The sequence below is a fragment of the Nocardioides sp. genome (assembly GCF_030150155.1).
In the GTDB taxonomy this organism is placed as follows: Bacteria; Actinomycetota; Actinomycetes; order Propionibacteriales; family Nocardioidaceae; genus Nocardioides.
The window spans coordinates 13235-29141 of sequence record NZ_JASLGR010000026.1; the positions used below are offsets into that span (position 1 = coordinate 13235).

Genomic DNA, 15907 nt, shown 5'->3' on the forward strand with positions numbered 1-15907 from the left:
GACAAGTTGACCGCATGCTTGTGTCGCCCGGTTGGCTTGGAGTCATCGATTTATTCGCATGTCGAGTTCATCTCCCACACACGGCGGCCGATTGAATTTGACACTGGTTTCGGTGGACCCAATGTTCGCCGAGGTGATGAAGGGAGAACCACGGGTGGCGCTCGGCATTCCATACGCGATTGATGTCCTTGGAGACAAGTTCGATCGGTGGGCTATTGAGAGTCCGACTCCGCCGTTCACTCGTCCGCTCCGCTGTGGCGGCTGTGAGGTTGCAGTGGGCCCGGTGCATGGCTACCTGACACGCGACGGCAAGGCGCGAGTCGACCCGCTGTATCGCCTCGCGAAAGGAATGCGTCACGAAGAAGGTCGTCGGTACGACTTCGACGCTCAAGCCAGCGATCTCCAATGCAGGCACGTCGGAACTGTCACGAAGGACGGCGACACGTACATCCTCGTCCTCAATCTGGCATCCGAGGGGGAGGTGAAGCCTCGTCGCGAGGGCGACGCCACGTCACGCAGCAGGGCTGCTTTCACCAGAGGTCGCACCCCCACAATTGATCAGACGCTCCGCGCTGCGACGGAGATCGTCCGATTAATCCGGGCCTTCGCTCACGACCCGAAAGCCCGTGAACGGTTTCGTGCTCGATACGGTGATCTCGTCATTTCGTGGGACGATTTCTGCTTCGACGCGGCCCATGACATCAAGCGGCTAGACCGGGCACTTGCGGCTACCGATCCAGCGTCGGAATATCCAAGAGCTGTTGTCGGTCGCGTCGAGGAAATGGGGGCTGATAGCAACAACAACCCCGTCGCTCACTTCGCCGTTCGAGATCCAGGTGACCATCGACCGGTCAAGGCGGCCGATGACATCCCTATCAAGCCAGTCATACGCGTCACGACAAACCCGCTCCCCGAGACCATCACCGTGGGCAACACACTGGTTGCCTACGGCAGGTGGAGGCACTTCAGCGCAAATACCGGAAGGGCTCACTACGTGACTCTGTGGCTAGACGAGCACCGCGCGGCGGTCGCGCGACTCGCCGGCGATTAATCCGGCCGGCCGACGCAGCCTTACCCGGACCGCATCGGCTCAACATGCTGCTAGTTGGGGTCCGAAAGTGGATATTTACTGTCATGCCGCTTGAGGGATACGTGGCGACGGCTTCGGGAGACGAACAGCGCTACTGGCGGATGCGGCGGCAGGTCAGCGTCGCACGATGCGCGCGGGTCTCCTATCTGACTCACGACGGTCGGCGCGACGTCGAGGCCGACCTCGGCCTCTACGCCCGACTGGTCGAGGCACGACCGCCGCACTGGTCGCCGTTGGAGCACGTCGCACGCGTGGCGATCCCAGGCGAGTCGACGGCGAATCTGCGGGGCTGGACCGCGTTGCGGCAGGTCCTGGACACGTCGACGGGAGCACCGCTGTGATCTGCGAAAATAGTGGGGTGCCTGGTGCTGCTGAGTTCGAAGTGATGTGCGAGATCGAGCCGGCGACGGGCCCCGATCTCACCCGAGTACGACGTCAGATCGCGCTCCTGAGCGGTGTGGCTGACACGTTCCTGGTCCCCGACAACCACCTGGGCCGCGCCACCGTGTCGAGCATCGCCGTGGCCCGCGAGGTGGCGGCGCTGGGTGGGACGGCGGTGGCGTGCGTGAACAGCCGTGACCGCAACCTGCTCGGCTTCCGTCGCGATCTGCTCACCGCTGCCGCCTACGGGGTGGACCGGTTCCTCTTCGTTCGCGGTGATGCGCCGAGCGTGGGGGAGCGTTCGACCGATCTGACGGTGCGCCGGATGATCGACGAGGCGCATGCCTACGAGGAGCGGACGTTCACCGTCGGGGCCACGGCCCGGGCCGGCGTACCGCTTCCGTCGTGGAAGAAGTCGGCTGACTATCTGCTGACCCAGGCGTCGTTCGAGGTGGAGCCGCTGCTGGCGTGGCGGGAGACCGTCGACTACGAGGGTCGGATCTTCGCCGGGGTGCTGGTGATGGCCAGTGCCGCGATGGCGCGCACGATCGCGGCGCAGGTCGCCGAGATCTCGGTGCCCGAGGAGCTGATCGCGTCCCTGGACAGCGACCGTGACGTCGGGGTCGACCGGGCGATCGAGCTGATCGGGGAGATCAGGGACTCCGGCGCGTTCGACGGCGTGCACCTGGTGCCGGTCGGTCGGTACGCCGACGTCGCCACCCGACTGCGCGCGCGCCGCTGACCCGCTGACTCGCAGTCCCGCTGGCGCGGCGGGGCTCCGGCTGGGAGTGGTTCAGCCCGAGGGGCTCAGCCGCGCTGGCCGGCCGCCATCGACAGGATCTGCTCGCGGGTGTAGCTCAGCTGCGGGTGCGCCTCGGCGAGGTGACGCTCGACGGCGCTGACGAACGCGTCCTCGTTCGTCGCGGCCAGCGGGATGCCGCAGGGGCAGGTCAGGGAGCGGAACTCGGTGCTCATGGGGCAAGCCTAGGCCGCTTCGGGCCGCGGGTGCGTGCTGACTGTGGGGCTGAGGAGCCCCTTCCCGCGCCTCGCACCCGCCTCTTCCGCAGGCGTTCAGTCTTCGCTTTGTGTTCAGTTATCTTGAACGTCAGCGAAGAACCGAACGGAGGCCCGGATGACGTCGTACGACGAGGTCATCCGGCGGCCAGCGGGTCTTCACGATCGTCGACCGACACCGCGCTGGCAGTCATGGCGACGCGTACGCCCCACACCAAGGGCGCCCGCATGAGGGCCGGGGTGGTCACACCGGTAGCGGTGGCTGCTTTCCTTGTTCTGGCGGCCTGCAGTTCGGTCGGGCCGGATCAGGGCGCGTCGTCGCCCGCTTCGGCGGTGGCCACATCATCGAGTGCGGCCTTGGTTCCTGAGCCGGTTCGGACCCCGATCAAGGGCGCGACGGGCTACGCGGCGACGCCACCTACGCTCACCGCCACACCGCGCCTCGAAGACGCCGTTCGGCTCGGCACAGCCAGCCGAAGTCGGGCAGGAGCAGAGCAGTTCGCGGTGATGTTCTCCCAGCTCCAGATCGACGTGGACTCCGACGCGGACGACGAGGAGATGGTGTCTGCCCTGGTCAGCCCCAGCGCTCCGGAGGAGTTCAAGAACTACCTCGTGCAGGACCGACACAACCTCCGGGTCACTCACACAGGACGTCGGTTCGACGAGTCCTCCCCAGCCTGGATTCGTTCCGCAGCCACCCACGGGAATGACTCGCCCACCAAGGTCTCGGTGGAGCTTGCGGCAGAGACTCTCTCCAACATCCAGCTGGAGGGCGGACGGATCTTCATGGTCACCCGGATCGACGTCTCCTGGGACAAGGACCGATGGGTGGTGACCGACTTCGCCAATGGCTTCGTCGGGGACACCCCGATAGGTGCCCACGATCTCCTCAGGGATTCGCTCAGCGGTCCAGGGTGGCGGCAGCTCCGTCCTTGAACGGGGGATCGGCTCGGGCGCTGCTGTGGTTCCGCCTCGCAGAACAGGATCCTGGGCGGAACCGGACCCGCTGCCTAGCCTCGGGCGCCATGAGTGCGCAGAGTGGAACGTCCGGAGCGACCGAGGCGATCGCCGACTTCGTCGTACGACCCCGCGAGGCTGGCGCCACTGCCGAGGCGGTCGGTCGGGTCCTGCTGGACACGGTCGCTGTCGCGATCGCGGGCCGGGCTGAGCCGGCGACCGCGGTGCTGCTCGACTGGGTTCTCGGTGAGGGGAGTGCGGGCACCGTTCCGGTCTGGGGCGGCGGCGTGCAGCTGAGCCCGTCGCGGGCGGCACTGGTCAACGGGACGGCTGCGCATGCACTGGACTGGGACGACGCCGTGCCGAGCATGCCGATGCATCCGGGGGCGGTCCTGATCCCCGCGTTGCTGGCCCAGGCCGACCCCTCCACGCCGGGGCGGGCGCTGGTGGCGGCGTACGACGTCGGGTCGGCGGCCTTCCGGGCGGTCTCCGAGGCGCTCCCGATCGAGGAGCACTACGGCCGTGGCTGGCACAACACCTCCACGACCGGTCGGCTCGCCGCCGTCGCCGCGCTCGCCCACCTCAGCGGCCTCGACCCGACGCAGACCCGGCACGCACTGGGGATCGTCTCCTCGTCGGTAGCGGGCTCACTGGCGAACTTCGGCACGATGACGAAGCCGCTGCACGCCGGACAGGCTGCCCACGACGCGGTCGTCGCCGTCGAGCTCGCCCGCCGTGGCTTCACCGCGCACCCCCACCAGCTGGAGGCACCGCGTGGCTTTTTCGCCCTGTACGGCGCCACCAGCGGACTCGACGACCGGCTCGCCCGACTCCCGCAACGGCTGGAGCACTGGGCCGACGCCTGGGTCGAGGACTGGGCGATCAAGCTGCACCCGTCGTGCTTCGCCACCCATCTGGCGGTCGATGCGGCCCTCGAGCTGCGATCCGACCTCGATCTTCGCCAGGTCGGCGCGATCGAGGTCACCGTGCCGAAGGCCTCGACGGGGCCGCTGCTGCTGCGGCGTCCCAGCACGGGGTTGGAGGCCAAGTTCACCCTGCACTACACGGTGGCGAGGGCGCTGGCGAGCGGGCCGCTGCGGCTCGCCGACTTCGTCGACGACCGTCTCGCCGACCCCGAGGTGGATCGCCTGATGGGACTCGTCACCCTCACCCTGGGTGATCCGGGGCCGACCCGGGTCACCGTCATGCTCGAGGACGGCACCAGCCGCACCGCCGAGGTCGCGGTCTCCTACGGCGATGCCCGTCGGCCGCTGAGCGACGCCGACCTGGAGGCGAAGGCACGGACCGCGCTCACCGGCGCCGGCTGGTCCGAGGCCGATGCGGTCACCCTGATCGGGGTGCTGCGGGCGTCGCCGTACGCCTCCGACCTGCGGGCCCTCGCGGGTGCACTGCGCCGGTGAGGACCCCCTGAGAACCCAGCTGAGAACCCGGCGCGTGCCGGTCCGTGGCACCACTTCCTACGCAGGGTGACCCCGCTCACAGCACGCTGAGGATCTGCCCCGACCGTCTCTGAGAGGACGTCCCATGACGCTCGACCTGACCGATGCCGCCACGACGAAGCACGTGACCCTGCCTTCGGGCACGGTGAAGTACAACGTGGCCGGCTCCGGCTATCCGGTGATCTTCCTGCACGGCAGCGGCCCCGGAGCGACCGGCTGGAGCAACTTCGGCCCCAACATCGCCGAGCTGGCCGAGCAGTTCACCTGCTACGCCCCCGACATGCCCGGCTGGGGTGACTCCGACCCGGTCAGTGCCGAGGATCGCAACCACGTCCAGTCGGCCCTGGAGTTCATGGACGCGCTCGGCATCGAGAAGGCCGCGTTCGTCGGCAACTCGATGGGTGGAGCGACCACCATCCGCTTCGCCGTCGAGCACCCGGAGCGTCTGTCCCACCTGATCACGATGGGGGCCGGTGCGACCGGGGTGAAGCTCTTCGGTGCCGGAGACGGGCCGACGGAGGGGATCAAGATCCTGCTCAAGGGCTACCGCGAGCCGAGCCTCGCCACGATGCGCGAGCTCGTCGACGTGATGAGCTTCGACTCCGGCGATCTGGCTGAGGAGCGCGCCCAGGTCCGGCTCGACGCCGTGCTGCGCCGCCCCGAGCACGCCACCAACTTCCTCTCCGGTCCGCGCCCGGCCCGCGACTTCCCGGCCGAGCACCTGCTGGCCGGGATCACCGCGCCGGCCCTGCTGATCCACGGCCGCGACGACCGCGTGGTGCACCCGGAGAACGGGCTCAAGCTCAATGCCCTGATCCCGAACAGTCGGCTCTACCAGATCAACAGGTGTGGTCACTGGGCGCAGATCGAGCACGCCGCGGAGTTCAACCGCGTGGTGGCCGACTTCATCACCCACGCCTGACCCACTCCACCCGACCCCCGCTCGACCACCCGCTGGAAGGCAGCCATGACACAGACCGCACTGGACCCGGGACGCTTCCGTGAGGTGCTCGGGCACTACCCGACCGGCGTCGTGGTGGTGACGGCGTTCGACGACTCCGGGACCCCGGTCGGGATGACCGTCGGCTCGTTCAGCTCGGTCTCGCTGGATCCGCCCCTGGTCACCTACCTGCCGATGCGCAGCTCGCGGACCTTCGAGCGGATCCGGTCGGCGCCGGTCTTCTGCATCAACATCCTGGCCGGCGACCAAGAGGACCTGTGCCGCCACTTCGCCTCGGGGCCACGTGACTTCCAGCGTCTGGGCTGGCACGTGTCCCCGGGCGGCGCCCCGGTCCTGGAGGGCACGGTGGGGTGGATCGAGTGCACGACGTACGACGTCACCGAGGCGGGTGACCACTACCTCGTGCTCGGCCAGGTCCGTGCGCTCGAGGTCGAGCGTCCGGTCCAGCCGCTGCTGTTCTTCCAGGGCGGGTATGGGCGGTTCACCCCGCGTTCCTTGATCGCCTTGCCCGAGCGGGACCTGATCGCCGGCGTGCAGCTGGCCGAGGTCGCCCGCTGTGAGCTGGAAGGGCTGACCCGGGATCTCGGTGTCCAGGCCTCGGCGATGGCCGAGGTCGGGGGACAGCTGGTCGTCGTGGGGGCCACCGCGGCCCCGGGCCTCCCGGTCGACCCGCCGCCCGGCGATCGGGTGCCGCTGCGGCCACCGCTGGGCGAGCTCTACGTGGCCTGGCAGGGACCGGAGGCGGAGGAGGCGTGGCTCGCGCAGCTCCGGCCCCACAGTGAGGAGCTGCGTGAGTCCTACCGGCGGCGCCTCGCCCTGGCCCGCGAGCGGGGGTGGGCGATGGCTCGGGCCTGCCGGGTGCCGGAGGCCGAGTTCTATGCCGACCTGCGTGCCTACGGTGCCAGCGACCTGACCCCCGAACGGGCTCGCCAGGTCGAGGCCCGGATCGCCGAGGTCTCGGAGAGCTACGAGCCGGTCGAGGTCGAGCCCGGCACCCGCTACGACGTCACGTCACTGGTCGCTCCGGTCTTCGGACCCGAGGGAGCCGTCGAGCTGGTGATCCGGATCTGTCGGCTGCCGGCCGGTGCCGACGGGCTCGAGGTGGAGGGCTGGATCGCCCGGCTGACCGAGGCGGCCGCCCGGATCGGACGGGCCCTCGGTCCGACGGAGTGAGCACGTCGTCGACGCCGAGCGGCCTGCGCTACGCCGCGCGGGCCTTCGCGCACCGCAACTACCTGCTGTTCTGGTGCGGTGCGCTCGGCTCGAACGTCGGCAGCTGGCTGGCCAACCTGGCCGTGCCGTACGTGCTCTTCCAGCTCACCGGTAGCGCGCTCTGGGTCGGTGCGGCCAGCGTCGCCCAGCTGCTTCCCGGTGTTCTGCTCGGCCCCTGGGGTGGCTCGTTGGCCGACCGGTGCGATCGGCGCCGGGTGCTGCTGGTCACCCAGACCGGGATGGCGGTCTCGGCGAGCTGTCTGTGGCTGATCTGGGCCACCGGCGTCGCCACCCCGTGGATGTTCATGGTGGTGCTCGGCATGGTCAGCCTGTTCCAGGGCGTGAACCTCCCGGTCTGGCAGTCCTTCGTCAACGACCTCGTGCCCCGCGAGGACCTCAGCTCGGCGGTGGCATTGAACTCCCTGCAGTTCAACGGCGCCCGAGCGCTGGGACCCGCGCTGGCGGGGATCCTGATCGCGACGCTCGGTCCTGGGTGGGCGTTCTTCCTCAACGGGATGTCCTTCGTCGGTGTGCTGCTCGCGCTGGCCGCCGTACGGCTGCCGTCGGCGCCTGCCCCGCCGACACCGCGACCCCAGGTCCTGCGCGACTTCGTCGCCGCCGTTCGCTACGTCGGCGGCCAGCCGGGCATCCAGATCGCGATCCTGCTCTCGGTGATCGTCGGTGTGCTCGGCAACCCGATCTTCACCCTCACCGTCGTCTTCGCCGACGACGTCTTCCAGGTCGGCGCGCTGGGCCTCGGGCTGATGGGTGCCGCACTGGGTGCCGGCAGCCTGCTGGTGGCACCGCTGATCTCCGGTGGCATCCCCGGGCTGACCCTCGGTCGGATCACCCGTCTCGCCCTGCCCTGGTACGGCGTGATGCTGATCGGCTTCGCGCTCTCGGGGCGGTACGCCGTCGGCTGCCTGCTCCTCGTCGGCGTGGGGATGGGGTTCATGGCCCTGATCGCCTCGGCCAACACGGCGATCCAGCTGATCGTCGCGGGGCCGGTTCGGGGCCGGGTGATCTCGGTACGGATCGTGGTGTTCAGCACCTCGATGCCGCTCGGCTCGGCGCTCCAGGGCTGGGTCGCCGACCAGGTCGGTGCCCCGGCCACCGTGGCGGGTGCCGGCGTGCTCGTGCTGGTCGCGGCGGTGCTGCTCTCCGGTCTGGATCGGGGGCGCTGGCTGGCCCGCCTCGACGACCCGCACGACGAGGCTGTGCCACCTGGTGGCACGACTTTGGCCCCCACCTCTTCCGGCCACGGGTGACGGCGGTCACACTGCTGGCGACGCAGTCGGGTCGACGGGAGTGAACAGGTGACGGTGATGACCGAGGCAAGGCCGAACGAGGGCGTGATGACCTCCGTGACCAAGGCACTGATCCTCCTGGACGCCTTCCGGCAGGTCGGCCCGGTCGCCGGGGTCAGCGACCTCGCCCGCGCCACGGGCCTGCCCAAGTCGACGGCGTTCCGGCTGCTGAACCAGCTCGCCGCCAACGGCTTCCTCAACCGCAACGGCACCGACTACCGGCTCTCCCAGCACGTCTTCGAGCTGGGCAACTCGGTGCCGATGTGCCAGCCGGGAGACCTGCGCAGCATCGCCGGCCCGTTCCTCTCCGAGCTCTTCGCTGCCTCCCGGACGGTCGCGCACCTGGGCGTGCTCGACGATCTGGACGTGCTCTACCTCGACAAGATCCAGGGCCGTACCGGTGCGCACGTCCCGACGGTGGTCGGCAGCAGGGTGCCCGCGTCCTGCACGGCGCTGGGCAAGGCGATCCTGCCGTTCGGGCACCGGGACTCCATCGAGCGGATCCTCCAGGCCGGGCTGGAGCGCCAGACCCGCTACTCGATCGCCGCGCCGGGGCTCTTCGTCAGCGAGCTCAAGCAGGTCCGTGAACGCGGCGTCGCCTTCGACCGCGAGGAGTCCGCACTCGGGCTCACCTCGGTCGCCGCGCCGATCATCTGGCGCGGTGTCGCCATCGCCGCGATCTCCACCTCGGGGCCGACCGGACGCTTCGACCCGGTGCTCTACGGCTCCCAGGTGAAGGCGGCCGCCAACGAGATCGCCGCGCTCTACGGCGCCCACATGCGGGACCTGGAGCTCGAACGGGAGTAGCCGTTTCACTCCCTGGCACGTCCTCGTCGCGCTGCTGTGACGTAGGTCGCACCATCGTGACTCGGCCGAGTGTCGGCCACGGCCCTGCGGGGCCACGGAGAGCACGAGACGGAGTGCAACGTGAACGAGGTGCGCGAGCGGATCGCCAAGATCGGCGACTTCCTGGAGGAGAACGGACCCGCCTGCGAGGAGCTGGGACGGCTGACCGACGAGGCCGCCGAGCGCCTGCGTTGGAGCGGCATCGTGAAGATGCTCCAGCCGCGCGAGTACGGCGGCGAGGAGGCCCACCCCGTCGACTTCTTCGAGTCCGTGATGGAGGTCGGGTCCCGGTCGGGCTCGATCGGCTGGGTCTCCGGCGTCGTCGGCGTGCACCCCTGGGAGATGGCTCAGGTCGACCCGTCGGTGCAGGAGCAGGTCTGGGGAGCCGGGGCACCCGACGGCACCGACACCTGGATCGCGTCGCCGTACTCGCCGCTGGGTCGTCTTCGCCGGGTCGACGGCGGCTATGTCTGCAACGGGCGGTGGTCGTTCTCCTCGGGCACCGACCACTGCTCCTGGATCATCCTGGGGGCACTCGTCACCGGCGCCGACGGCACCGTCGACCGTAGCGAGCCGGTGCGTCACATCATCCTGCCGCGCAGCGACTACGAGATCGTGGCCGACTCCTGGGAGGTGATCGGGCTGGAGGGCACCGGCAGCAAGGACGTCGTCATCACCGACACGTTCATCCCCGACGTTCGCGTGATCGACCCCGACGCGCTCCCGGACACGCTCGCTGAGCGCGGCCGGGACAGCGCGCTGTACCGGATGCCGTTCGCTGTGATGTTCTCCGGCGTGATCGCCTGTGGCTCGCTGGCGATCGCCCAGGGGGCGCTGCGCTCCTTCGTCGAGTACGCCGGCACCCGGGTCGACTCGAAGGGGTCGGCCGCGGCCAGCAACCCGCACCAGCTGGTCGCCCTGGGGGAGGCCAGCGCCGACATCGCCGCCAGCCGGCTCCAGTTCCTCGACGACATCAAGCGGATCTACGACCTGGCTGCTGCCGGTGCCGAGATCCCGGCCGCCGCCCGACTGGAGGTCCGACGCAACCAGGTCCGGGCCGTGCGCCGGGCGATGAACGCCGTCGACTCCCTCTTCGTCCACGCCGGTGGGGCGGCGCTGCGCCGTGACCAGCAGTTCCAGCGGTTCTTCCGTGACATGCACGCGGCGATGAACCACGCGAACAACGCCGCCGAGATCACCTACGAGGGCTACGGTCGCCACCTCTTCGGGCTCTCCGTCCCGCCCGGCGTGCGTTACTGACACTCCTCGCGGGGCTCGTGACGCCCCGCCTCCTCGGCCCCGCCCTGGCCGCGCCTGCGTTGGCGCGGCCAGGGCGTTCGTCGTGGTGCTGCCGGGCAGGGGAACGGCCCGCCGGCCGGCGTACGGCAGCGGGGTCGGCGACCTGGTGCGGAGCCTGTGCCATCCCGCGAAACGAGGCGCTGGCTGTCCCCGAGCGGCGTTCCTACTGTGACGCGCACCACATCCGGTGTCGGCCGTCCAGCACGGTCAACGAACGAAGGACAAACTCATGTCACTGTCGCGACAGCGCGGTCTCCGCGCTCGGATTCTCGGGATCGCCAGTATCTCCCTTGCAGCTCTCGCGCTCTCGGCGTGCGGCAGCAGCGACACCTCCGCCACCGGGGGTGAGGCCACCGCCGGTGCCAGCGCCTCCTCGGCGTCGGTCAGCGACGCCAAGGCCGCCATCGCGAAGCTCGAGCAGCCGGTGGCGTCGTGGCCCGCAGCGACGAAGCTGTCGAAGACCACCGACCTGAGCGGCAAGAAGATCATGGTGATCCCGCTCGGCGACACCATCCCGGTGCTGCACGGCTTCGGGCTCGGTGCCAAGCAGGCACTGGAGCACCTCGGCGCCACTGTCGACGTCTGCGACGGCAAGGTCAGCCCGACCACGGTCGCGACCTGTCTCCAGCAGGCCCAGGCGCAGAAGGACTTCGCCGTCATCTCGTTCTTCGTCTCGTACCCGATGGACGCCAACGCCTTCGACGCTCTGGCCAAGTCCGGCACCAAGGTGATCATCGCCGGTGACTCGCCCGAGGAGGGCAAGAGCTACCACGAGAACATCGGCTTCTTCTCCTTCGGCGAGAACCTGAAGACCCTCGCGCAGCACTCCGCGGAGGCCGCGATCGCCGAGGAGGGCGACAACGCCCACGTCATCTGGATGGGACAGACCGACTCGGCCGACACCGTCGCCGCCGCCACCGAGGGCCAGGCCCGGATGAAGGAGCTGTGCCCGAAGTGCACGGTCGTCCTCGACCGCTACAGCACCGCCAACGCCGACCAGATCGCCTCCAACCTGAGCGCGCTGCTGGTGCAGAACCCGAAGACCAACATCGTCGTGCTGCCGGTCGACACGATCGCCTCCAACGCCCTTCAGGGCATCCAGAGCGCCGGGTTCGCCTCCAAGGTGAAGCTGATCTCGACCGGCTCGGACCTGTCCGGCCTCCAGCGGATCAAGTCCGGCCAGCAGGCCCACGACTTCGCCGCGCCGGTGATCTATGACGGCTACGCCGCGGTCAACGCCCTGATGCAGCTCGCCGCCGGTGACACCGTGACGCCGCTGCAGAACGTCACCCGCGACATCACCAAGAACAACATCGACTCGATCACGATCAACGACACCGAGTACTTCACCTCGCACTGGTTCGGCTCCGACACCTTCATCCAGGACTTCTACACGGCCTGGGGCGCGAAGTGACCACGCCGCGGCTCGAGGCACGCCACACGAGCAAGACGTACGGCGCCACCACGGTGCTCAACGACGCTCACCTCGTGGTGCAGCCCGGTGAGATCCACGCCCTCGTGGGCCAGAACGGCTCGGGGAAGTCCACCCTGGTCAAGATCCTCACCGGGTACCACGCCCCGGACCGCGGCATGACGCTCGCCGTGGACGGGAAGCCGCTCGCGCTTCCCGTCCAGTGGCGGGCAGCACAGGCGGCCGGTGTGGCCGTCGTCCATCAGGACATGGGCCTGATCGGACACCTCAGCGTCAGCGAGAACATCGGGATGGGGAACTTCATCCACTCCCGCCTGACCGGCAAGATCAACTGGCGCAAGCAGGCGATCGCGGCACGAGAGACGCTCGAGCGCCTCCAGGTCGACGTCGACCCGCACGCCACGGTCGACTCCCTCCCAGCGGCCCATCGCGCCGGGGTGGCGATCGCCCGGGCACTGCGGGGGATCACGCCCGGCGAGGGCCTGCTGCTCCTGGACGAGTCGACCCGCTCGCTGCCGCGCAGCGAGCTCGCCCACGTGCACGCACTGATCCGGCGGATTGCGGCCTCGGGCACCTCGGTGCTGATGGTGAGTCACAGCCTGGAGGAGGTGCTCAGCCTCACCGACCGGGTCACCGTGCTGCGGGACGGAGCGGTGGCAGGCTCGGCCGTCGAGACCGCCACCCTGACCGAGGCCGACCTCGCCCGGATGATGCTCGGCACGACCGTCGACGCTGTCACGCGGGAGCCGGCCGAGCTCGAGTCCGCCGGGCTCGCCGCCGAGATCACCGACCTGCGGATCGGCGGGCACGACCCGCTCGACCTCCGCGTCCGCGCCGGGGAGATCGTCGGCGTCACCGGGCTGCCGGGCACCGGGTTCGAGCAGCTGCCGTACTTCCTCGGTGGAAGTCGGCGCAGCGCGGGCACGGTCGTCACCCGCCGGGGACGGATCGACCTCGAACGGACCTCGGTCGAACGAGGGATGCGTGCCGGCGTGGCACTGGTGCCCGAACGACGGATCGACGAGGGGCTCGCCGTCGACCTCAGCATCAGGGACAACCTCGCGCTGCCCGGACTCAACACCCGCGGCAGGCCGTGGTTCCTGCCTCGCGGCTGGCAGAACCGGCTGACCGAGACGTCCATCGAACGCTTCGGGATCAAGGCCCGCGGCGGCAGTGACCTGGTGCGCGAGCTCAGCGGCGGCAACCAGCAGAAGGTGCTCTTCGCCAAGTGGCTCGCCACCGACCCCGACCTGCTGGTGCTGCACGAGCCCACCCAGGCCGTCGACGTCGGGGCCCGGGCCGATCTGCTCGGCGCGATCTGCGCCGCGGCGGACCAGGGCACCGGCGTGATCCTGATCAGCACCGAACCGACCGACCTGGTCGAGATCTGCGACCGGATCCTCGTCATCCACCCCGGGCGGCCGCCGCTGGAGCTGCGCACCACCGACCCCGACGACGTCCTGGACGCCGTCTACGCCACTGCCGAGGCGACCGCCTCGCCTTCCACGACAGGAGCCTGACCATGACCGAGCACTCCCTGACCCGCGACCAGCACCGGGTGACCAGCCAGGTCAGCGACGACCGCACCCCCGACAAGCTGGTCCGCAACGGGCCCCGCCGTACGCCGCGTCCCTCGGGTCCCGGACGGATGCCGCACTGGGCGGGCTTCCTGCTCTCCCGTTACGCCCTGGTCGGTGTCTGGGCCCTGATGGCGGCGTACTTCTGGGTGCGGGTCCCGGAGCTGTTCGGCACCCACGCCGCCTTCTCCTCGATCTTCGGCTCCCAGCAGGTGCAGGTGTTCCTGGCGATGTCGGTGCTGGTCACCTCGGTGGCCGGAGAGATCGACCTCTCGGTCGCCTCGGTGATGGGGCTGACCGCCGCGGCGATCCCCGTGCTGGCGACCCAGCACGGTGTGCCGCTTCCGCTGGCCTGTGCGATCGCGCTGGGCATGGCCGTGCTGGCCGGCCTGGTGAACGCGTTCTTCGTCGTGATCATGAACGTCTCGTCGTTCGTCGTCACCCTCGGCATGGGGACGTTCCTGATCGGTGTCGCCCAGGCGATGTCGCACACCCAGGTCGTCTCGGTGCAGAGCGAGGGGCTGGCCAAGCTCTCCATCCACCAGGTCTTCGGGATGCCGATCTCGTTCTACTACGGCATCGCCCTCGCGCTGCTGATCGCCTACGTGATCGCGTGGACGCCGTTCGGTCGCGCCGTCGTCTTCGTCGGTGCCAACCGCGAGGTCGCTCGGCTGGCCGGGATCAGGGTCAACGCGATCCGGTTCGCCTCCTACATCCTCGGTGCGCTGCTGGCCGGTCTGGCCGGCCTGATCCTGGTCGCCACCGTCGGCGGCTTCGACAGCTCGACCTCGATGAACTTCCTGCTGCCCGCACTGGCCGCGGTCTTCCTCGGCACCGCCGTGATCCAGCCCGGAGCGTTCAACGCGATCGGCACCCTGGTGGCGATCTACTTCCTCCAGACCGGCATTTTCGGACTCCAGCTCCTGGGCTACTCCGGATGGATCCAGAATGTGTTCTACGGTATGGGCCTGGTGGTCGCTGTGGCGCTCGCCAAGGTGATCCGGGACCGCTCCGCCAAGGCCTGACCCGCCACCCGTCACTCGGAGGGAATGCGATGACCCAGCAGGTGCCGCCGAAGGCGGTCGCCGTCGACGAGCCACAGATCGAGCCGCGCCACTTCCGCGAGACCTTGGGGCACTACCCCACAGGCGTCGTGGTGGTCACCGCCACGACACCCGAGCACGGCCGGGTCGCGATGGTGGTCGGATCGTTCACCTCGGCGTCGCTGGAGCCGCCGCTGATCGCGTTCATGCCGCAGCGCAGCTCAGCCACCTTCGCCAGACTGCGCACGGCCGACTCGTTCTGCGTCAACGTGCTCGCCGCCGATCAGGAGGACCTCTGCCGGCGGATCGCCACCGGTGAGGCCGACCTGGATCAGGTCGGGTGGACGCCGGGGCCCACCGGGGCACCGATCCTCGACGGCGTGGTGGCGTGGATCGACTGTGCCTGGCACGCGGTCACCGACGCCGGCGACCATCACATCGTGCTCGGCCGGGTCGAGGGCGCCGACGTCGTACGACAGGCGCAGCCGCTGCTCTTCTTCCAGGGCGGGTACGGCCGCTTCTCGCTGCCGTCGCTGGTCGCCACGGCCCAGCCGGACCTGTTGCAGGGGATCCGGCTGGCCGAGCTGGCCCGCGACCAGATCGAGGCAGTGGCCGAGGAGTTCGGGGCCGAGTGCAGCGTGCTGACCACCGTCGGCCAGGACTCCGTCTGCGTCGCGATGGCGACCCGGTCCCAGCAGCAGAGCCACGTCTCGCTGGGCTTCCACCTGCCGCTCGTGCCACCGGTGGGCTCGGTCTTCATCACCTCCCTCGGATCGGTGGCGATCAACGACTGGCTGAGCCGGGTGCCGGCCGCCGACGATGCGATGCGCGAGCGTCTGATCGGGCAGCTGGAGCGAGTCCGGGAGCGCGGCTACTCACTGTCGCTGCACGGCCCGCTCAGCGACGCCGAGATCTACGACATCACCCGCAACTACTCCTCGCCCGACCGCCTGCCCGAGGACGAGCGTCGCTTCCAGGCGCTGATCCGCACCACCGCCGATCTCTACGAGCCCGACATCGATCCGGCAGGCACGTACGACCTGCACTCGATCGTCGTACCGGTGGAGGGGCCGATGCAGCTCGTGCAGATCGTGCTGCGGCTCTCCTCGACCCCGATGGGCGCCAGCGGTGCCGACGTGCTCGGCTGGGTGGAGCGTCTGCAGGAGGCGGCGCGGGTCGTGTCCGAGCGCGTGGTGGCGGCCTCGGCCGCCCAGCTGGACGCCTGGAGCTGACCCTTTCCACTACGTGGAACGCCGGGCTGGTCCTGTCTCCTCGGGATGAGCAAGGTACGTGTGATCCCGCTCACACGAGCTCATCTGTGCAAGGAG

Annotated in this window: 15 protein-coding genes; 14 read left to right on the forward strand and 1 reads right to left on the reverse strand. The window is 69.5% G+C overall.

The window, feature by feature from the left end:
• The first annotated feature begins 121 nt into the window (after positions 1–121).
• The 3 genes from Q1V88_RS06640 to Q1V88_RS06650 all read left to right on the forward strand — a co-directional run bounded on the left by Q1V88_RS06640 (position 122) and on the right by Q1V88_RS06650 (position 2213).
• Positions 122–1051, forward strand: a complete 930-nt coding sequence (locus Q1V88_RS06640) for a hypothetical protein (protein ID WP_300679578.1) — start codon at positions 122–124, stop codon at positions 1049–1051.
• An 83-nt stretch (positions 1052–1134) separates the two neighbouring features.
• Positions 1135–1431, forward strand: coding sequence for a hypothetical protein (locus Q1V88_RS06645; RefSeq protein WP_300679581.1), 297 nt, complete (start codon positions 1135–1137; stop codon positions 1429–1431).
• A gap of 116 nt (positions 1432–1547) precedes the next feature.
• A complete protein-coding gene (locus tag Q1V88_RS06650; RefSeq protein ID WP_300679583.1) occupies positions 1548–2213 on the forward strand; it encodes a methylenetetrahydrofolate reductase in 666 nt (221 codons plus the stop codon).
• 65 nt (positions 2214–2278) lie between these two features.
• On the opposite strand, the gene Q1V88_RS06655 is transcribed toward Q1V88_RS06650, so the two are convergent.
• Entirely contained in the window at positions 2279–2446 is a 168-nt protein-coding gene (locus tag Q1V88_RS06655; protein ID WP_300679586.1) for a hypothetical protein, read from the reverse strand.
• A 267-nt stretch (positions 2447–2713) separates the two neighbouring features.
• Here Q1V88_RS06655 and Q1V88_RS06660 point away from each other — a divergent pair, with 267 nt between their 5' ends.
• The 11 genes from Q1V88_RS06660 (at position 2714) to Q1V88_RS06710 (ending at position 15811) form a co-directional block, all read left to right on the forward strand.
• Positions 2714–3421, forward strand: a complete 708-nt coding sequence (locus tag Q1V88_RS06660) for a hypothetical protein (RefSeq protein WP_300679589.1) — start codon at positions 2714–2716, stop codon at positions 3419–3421.
• Positions 3422–3510: 89 nt separating this feature from the next.
• Positions 3511–4863, forward strand: coding sequence for an MmgE/PrpD family protein (locus Q1V88_RS06665; protein WP_300679591.1), 1353 nt, complete (start codon positions 3511–3513; stop codon positions 4861–4863).
• Positions 4864–4987: 124 nt separating this feature from the next.
• Entirely contained in the window at positions 4988–5824 is an 837-nt protein-coding gene (locus Q1V88_RS06670) for an alpha/beta hydrolase (protein ID WP_300679594.1), read from the forward strand.
• 45 nt (positions 5825–5869) lie between these two features.
• Positions 5870–7036: a flavin reductase gene (locus tag Q1V88_RS06675; protein WP_300679596.1), complete on the forward strand. Its 1167-nt coding sequence runs from the start codon at positions 5870–5872 to the stop codon at positions 7034–7036.
• Complete coding sequence (locus Q1V88_RS06680) at positions 7033–8343, forward strand: MFS transporter (RefSeq protein ID WP_300679598.1); 1311 nt, start codon at positions 7033–7035, stop codon at positions 8341–8343. Before Q1V88_RS06675 ends, Q1V88_RS06680 begins: the two co-directional genes overlap by 4 nt.
• 87 nt (positions 8344–8430) lie before the next feature.
• Complete coding sequence (locus tag Q1V88_RS06685; protein ID WP_300679601.1) at positions 8431–9189, forward strand: IclR family transcriptional regulator; 759 nt, start codon at positions 8431–8433, stop codon at positions 9187–9189.
• Between the two features lie 120 nt (positions 9190–9309).
• Positions 9310–10488: an acyl-CoA dehydrogenase family protein gene (locus Q1V88_RS06690; protein WP_300679604.1), complete on the forward strand. Its 1179-nt coding sequence runs from the start codon at positions 9310–9312 to the stop codon at positions 10486–10488.
• A gap of 268 nt (positions 10489–10756) precedes the next feature.
• Entirely contained in the window at positions 10757–11941 is a 1185-nt protein-coding gene (locus Q1V88_RS06695) for a substrate-binding domain-containing protein (protein ID WP_300679606.1), read from the forward strand.
• Positions 11938–13479 carry a sugar ABC transporter ATP-binding protein gene (locus Q1V88_RS06700; RefSeq protein WP_300679609.1) on the forward strand — a complete coding sequence of 514 codons (1542 nt, stop codon included), beginning with the start codon at positions 11938–11940 and terminating at the stop codon, positions 13477–13479. Before Q1V88_RS06695 ends, Q1V88_RS06700 begins: the two co-directional genes overlap by 4 nt.
• Positions 13480–13481: 2 nt before the next feature.
• Positions 13482–14561, forward strand: a complete 1080-nt coding sequence (locus tag Q1V88_RS06705; RefSeq protein WP_300679612.1) for an ABC transporter permease — start codon at positions 13482–13484, stop codon at positions 14559–14561.
• A 29-nt stretch (positions 14562–14590) separates the two neighbouring features.
• Positions 14591–15811 carry a flavin reductase family protein gene (locus Q1V88_RS06710; protein WP_300679614.1) on the forward strand — a complete coding sequence of 407 codons (1221 nt, stop codon included), beginning with the start codon at positions 14591–14593 and terminating at the stop codon, positions 15809–15811.
• The last annotated feature ends 96 nt before the right edge of the window (positions 15812–15907 follow it).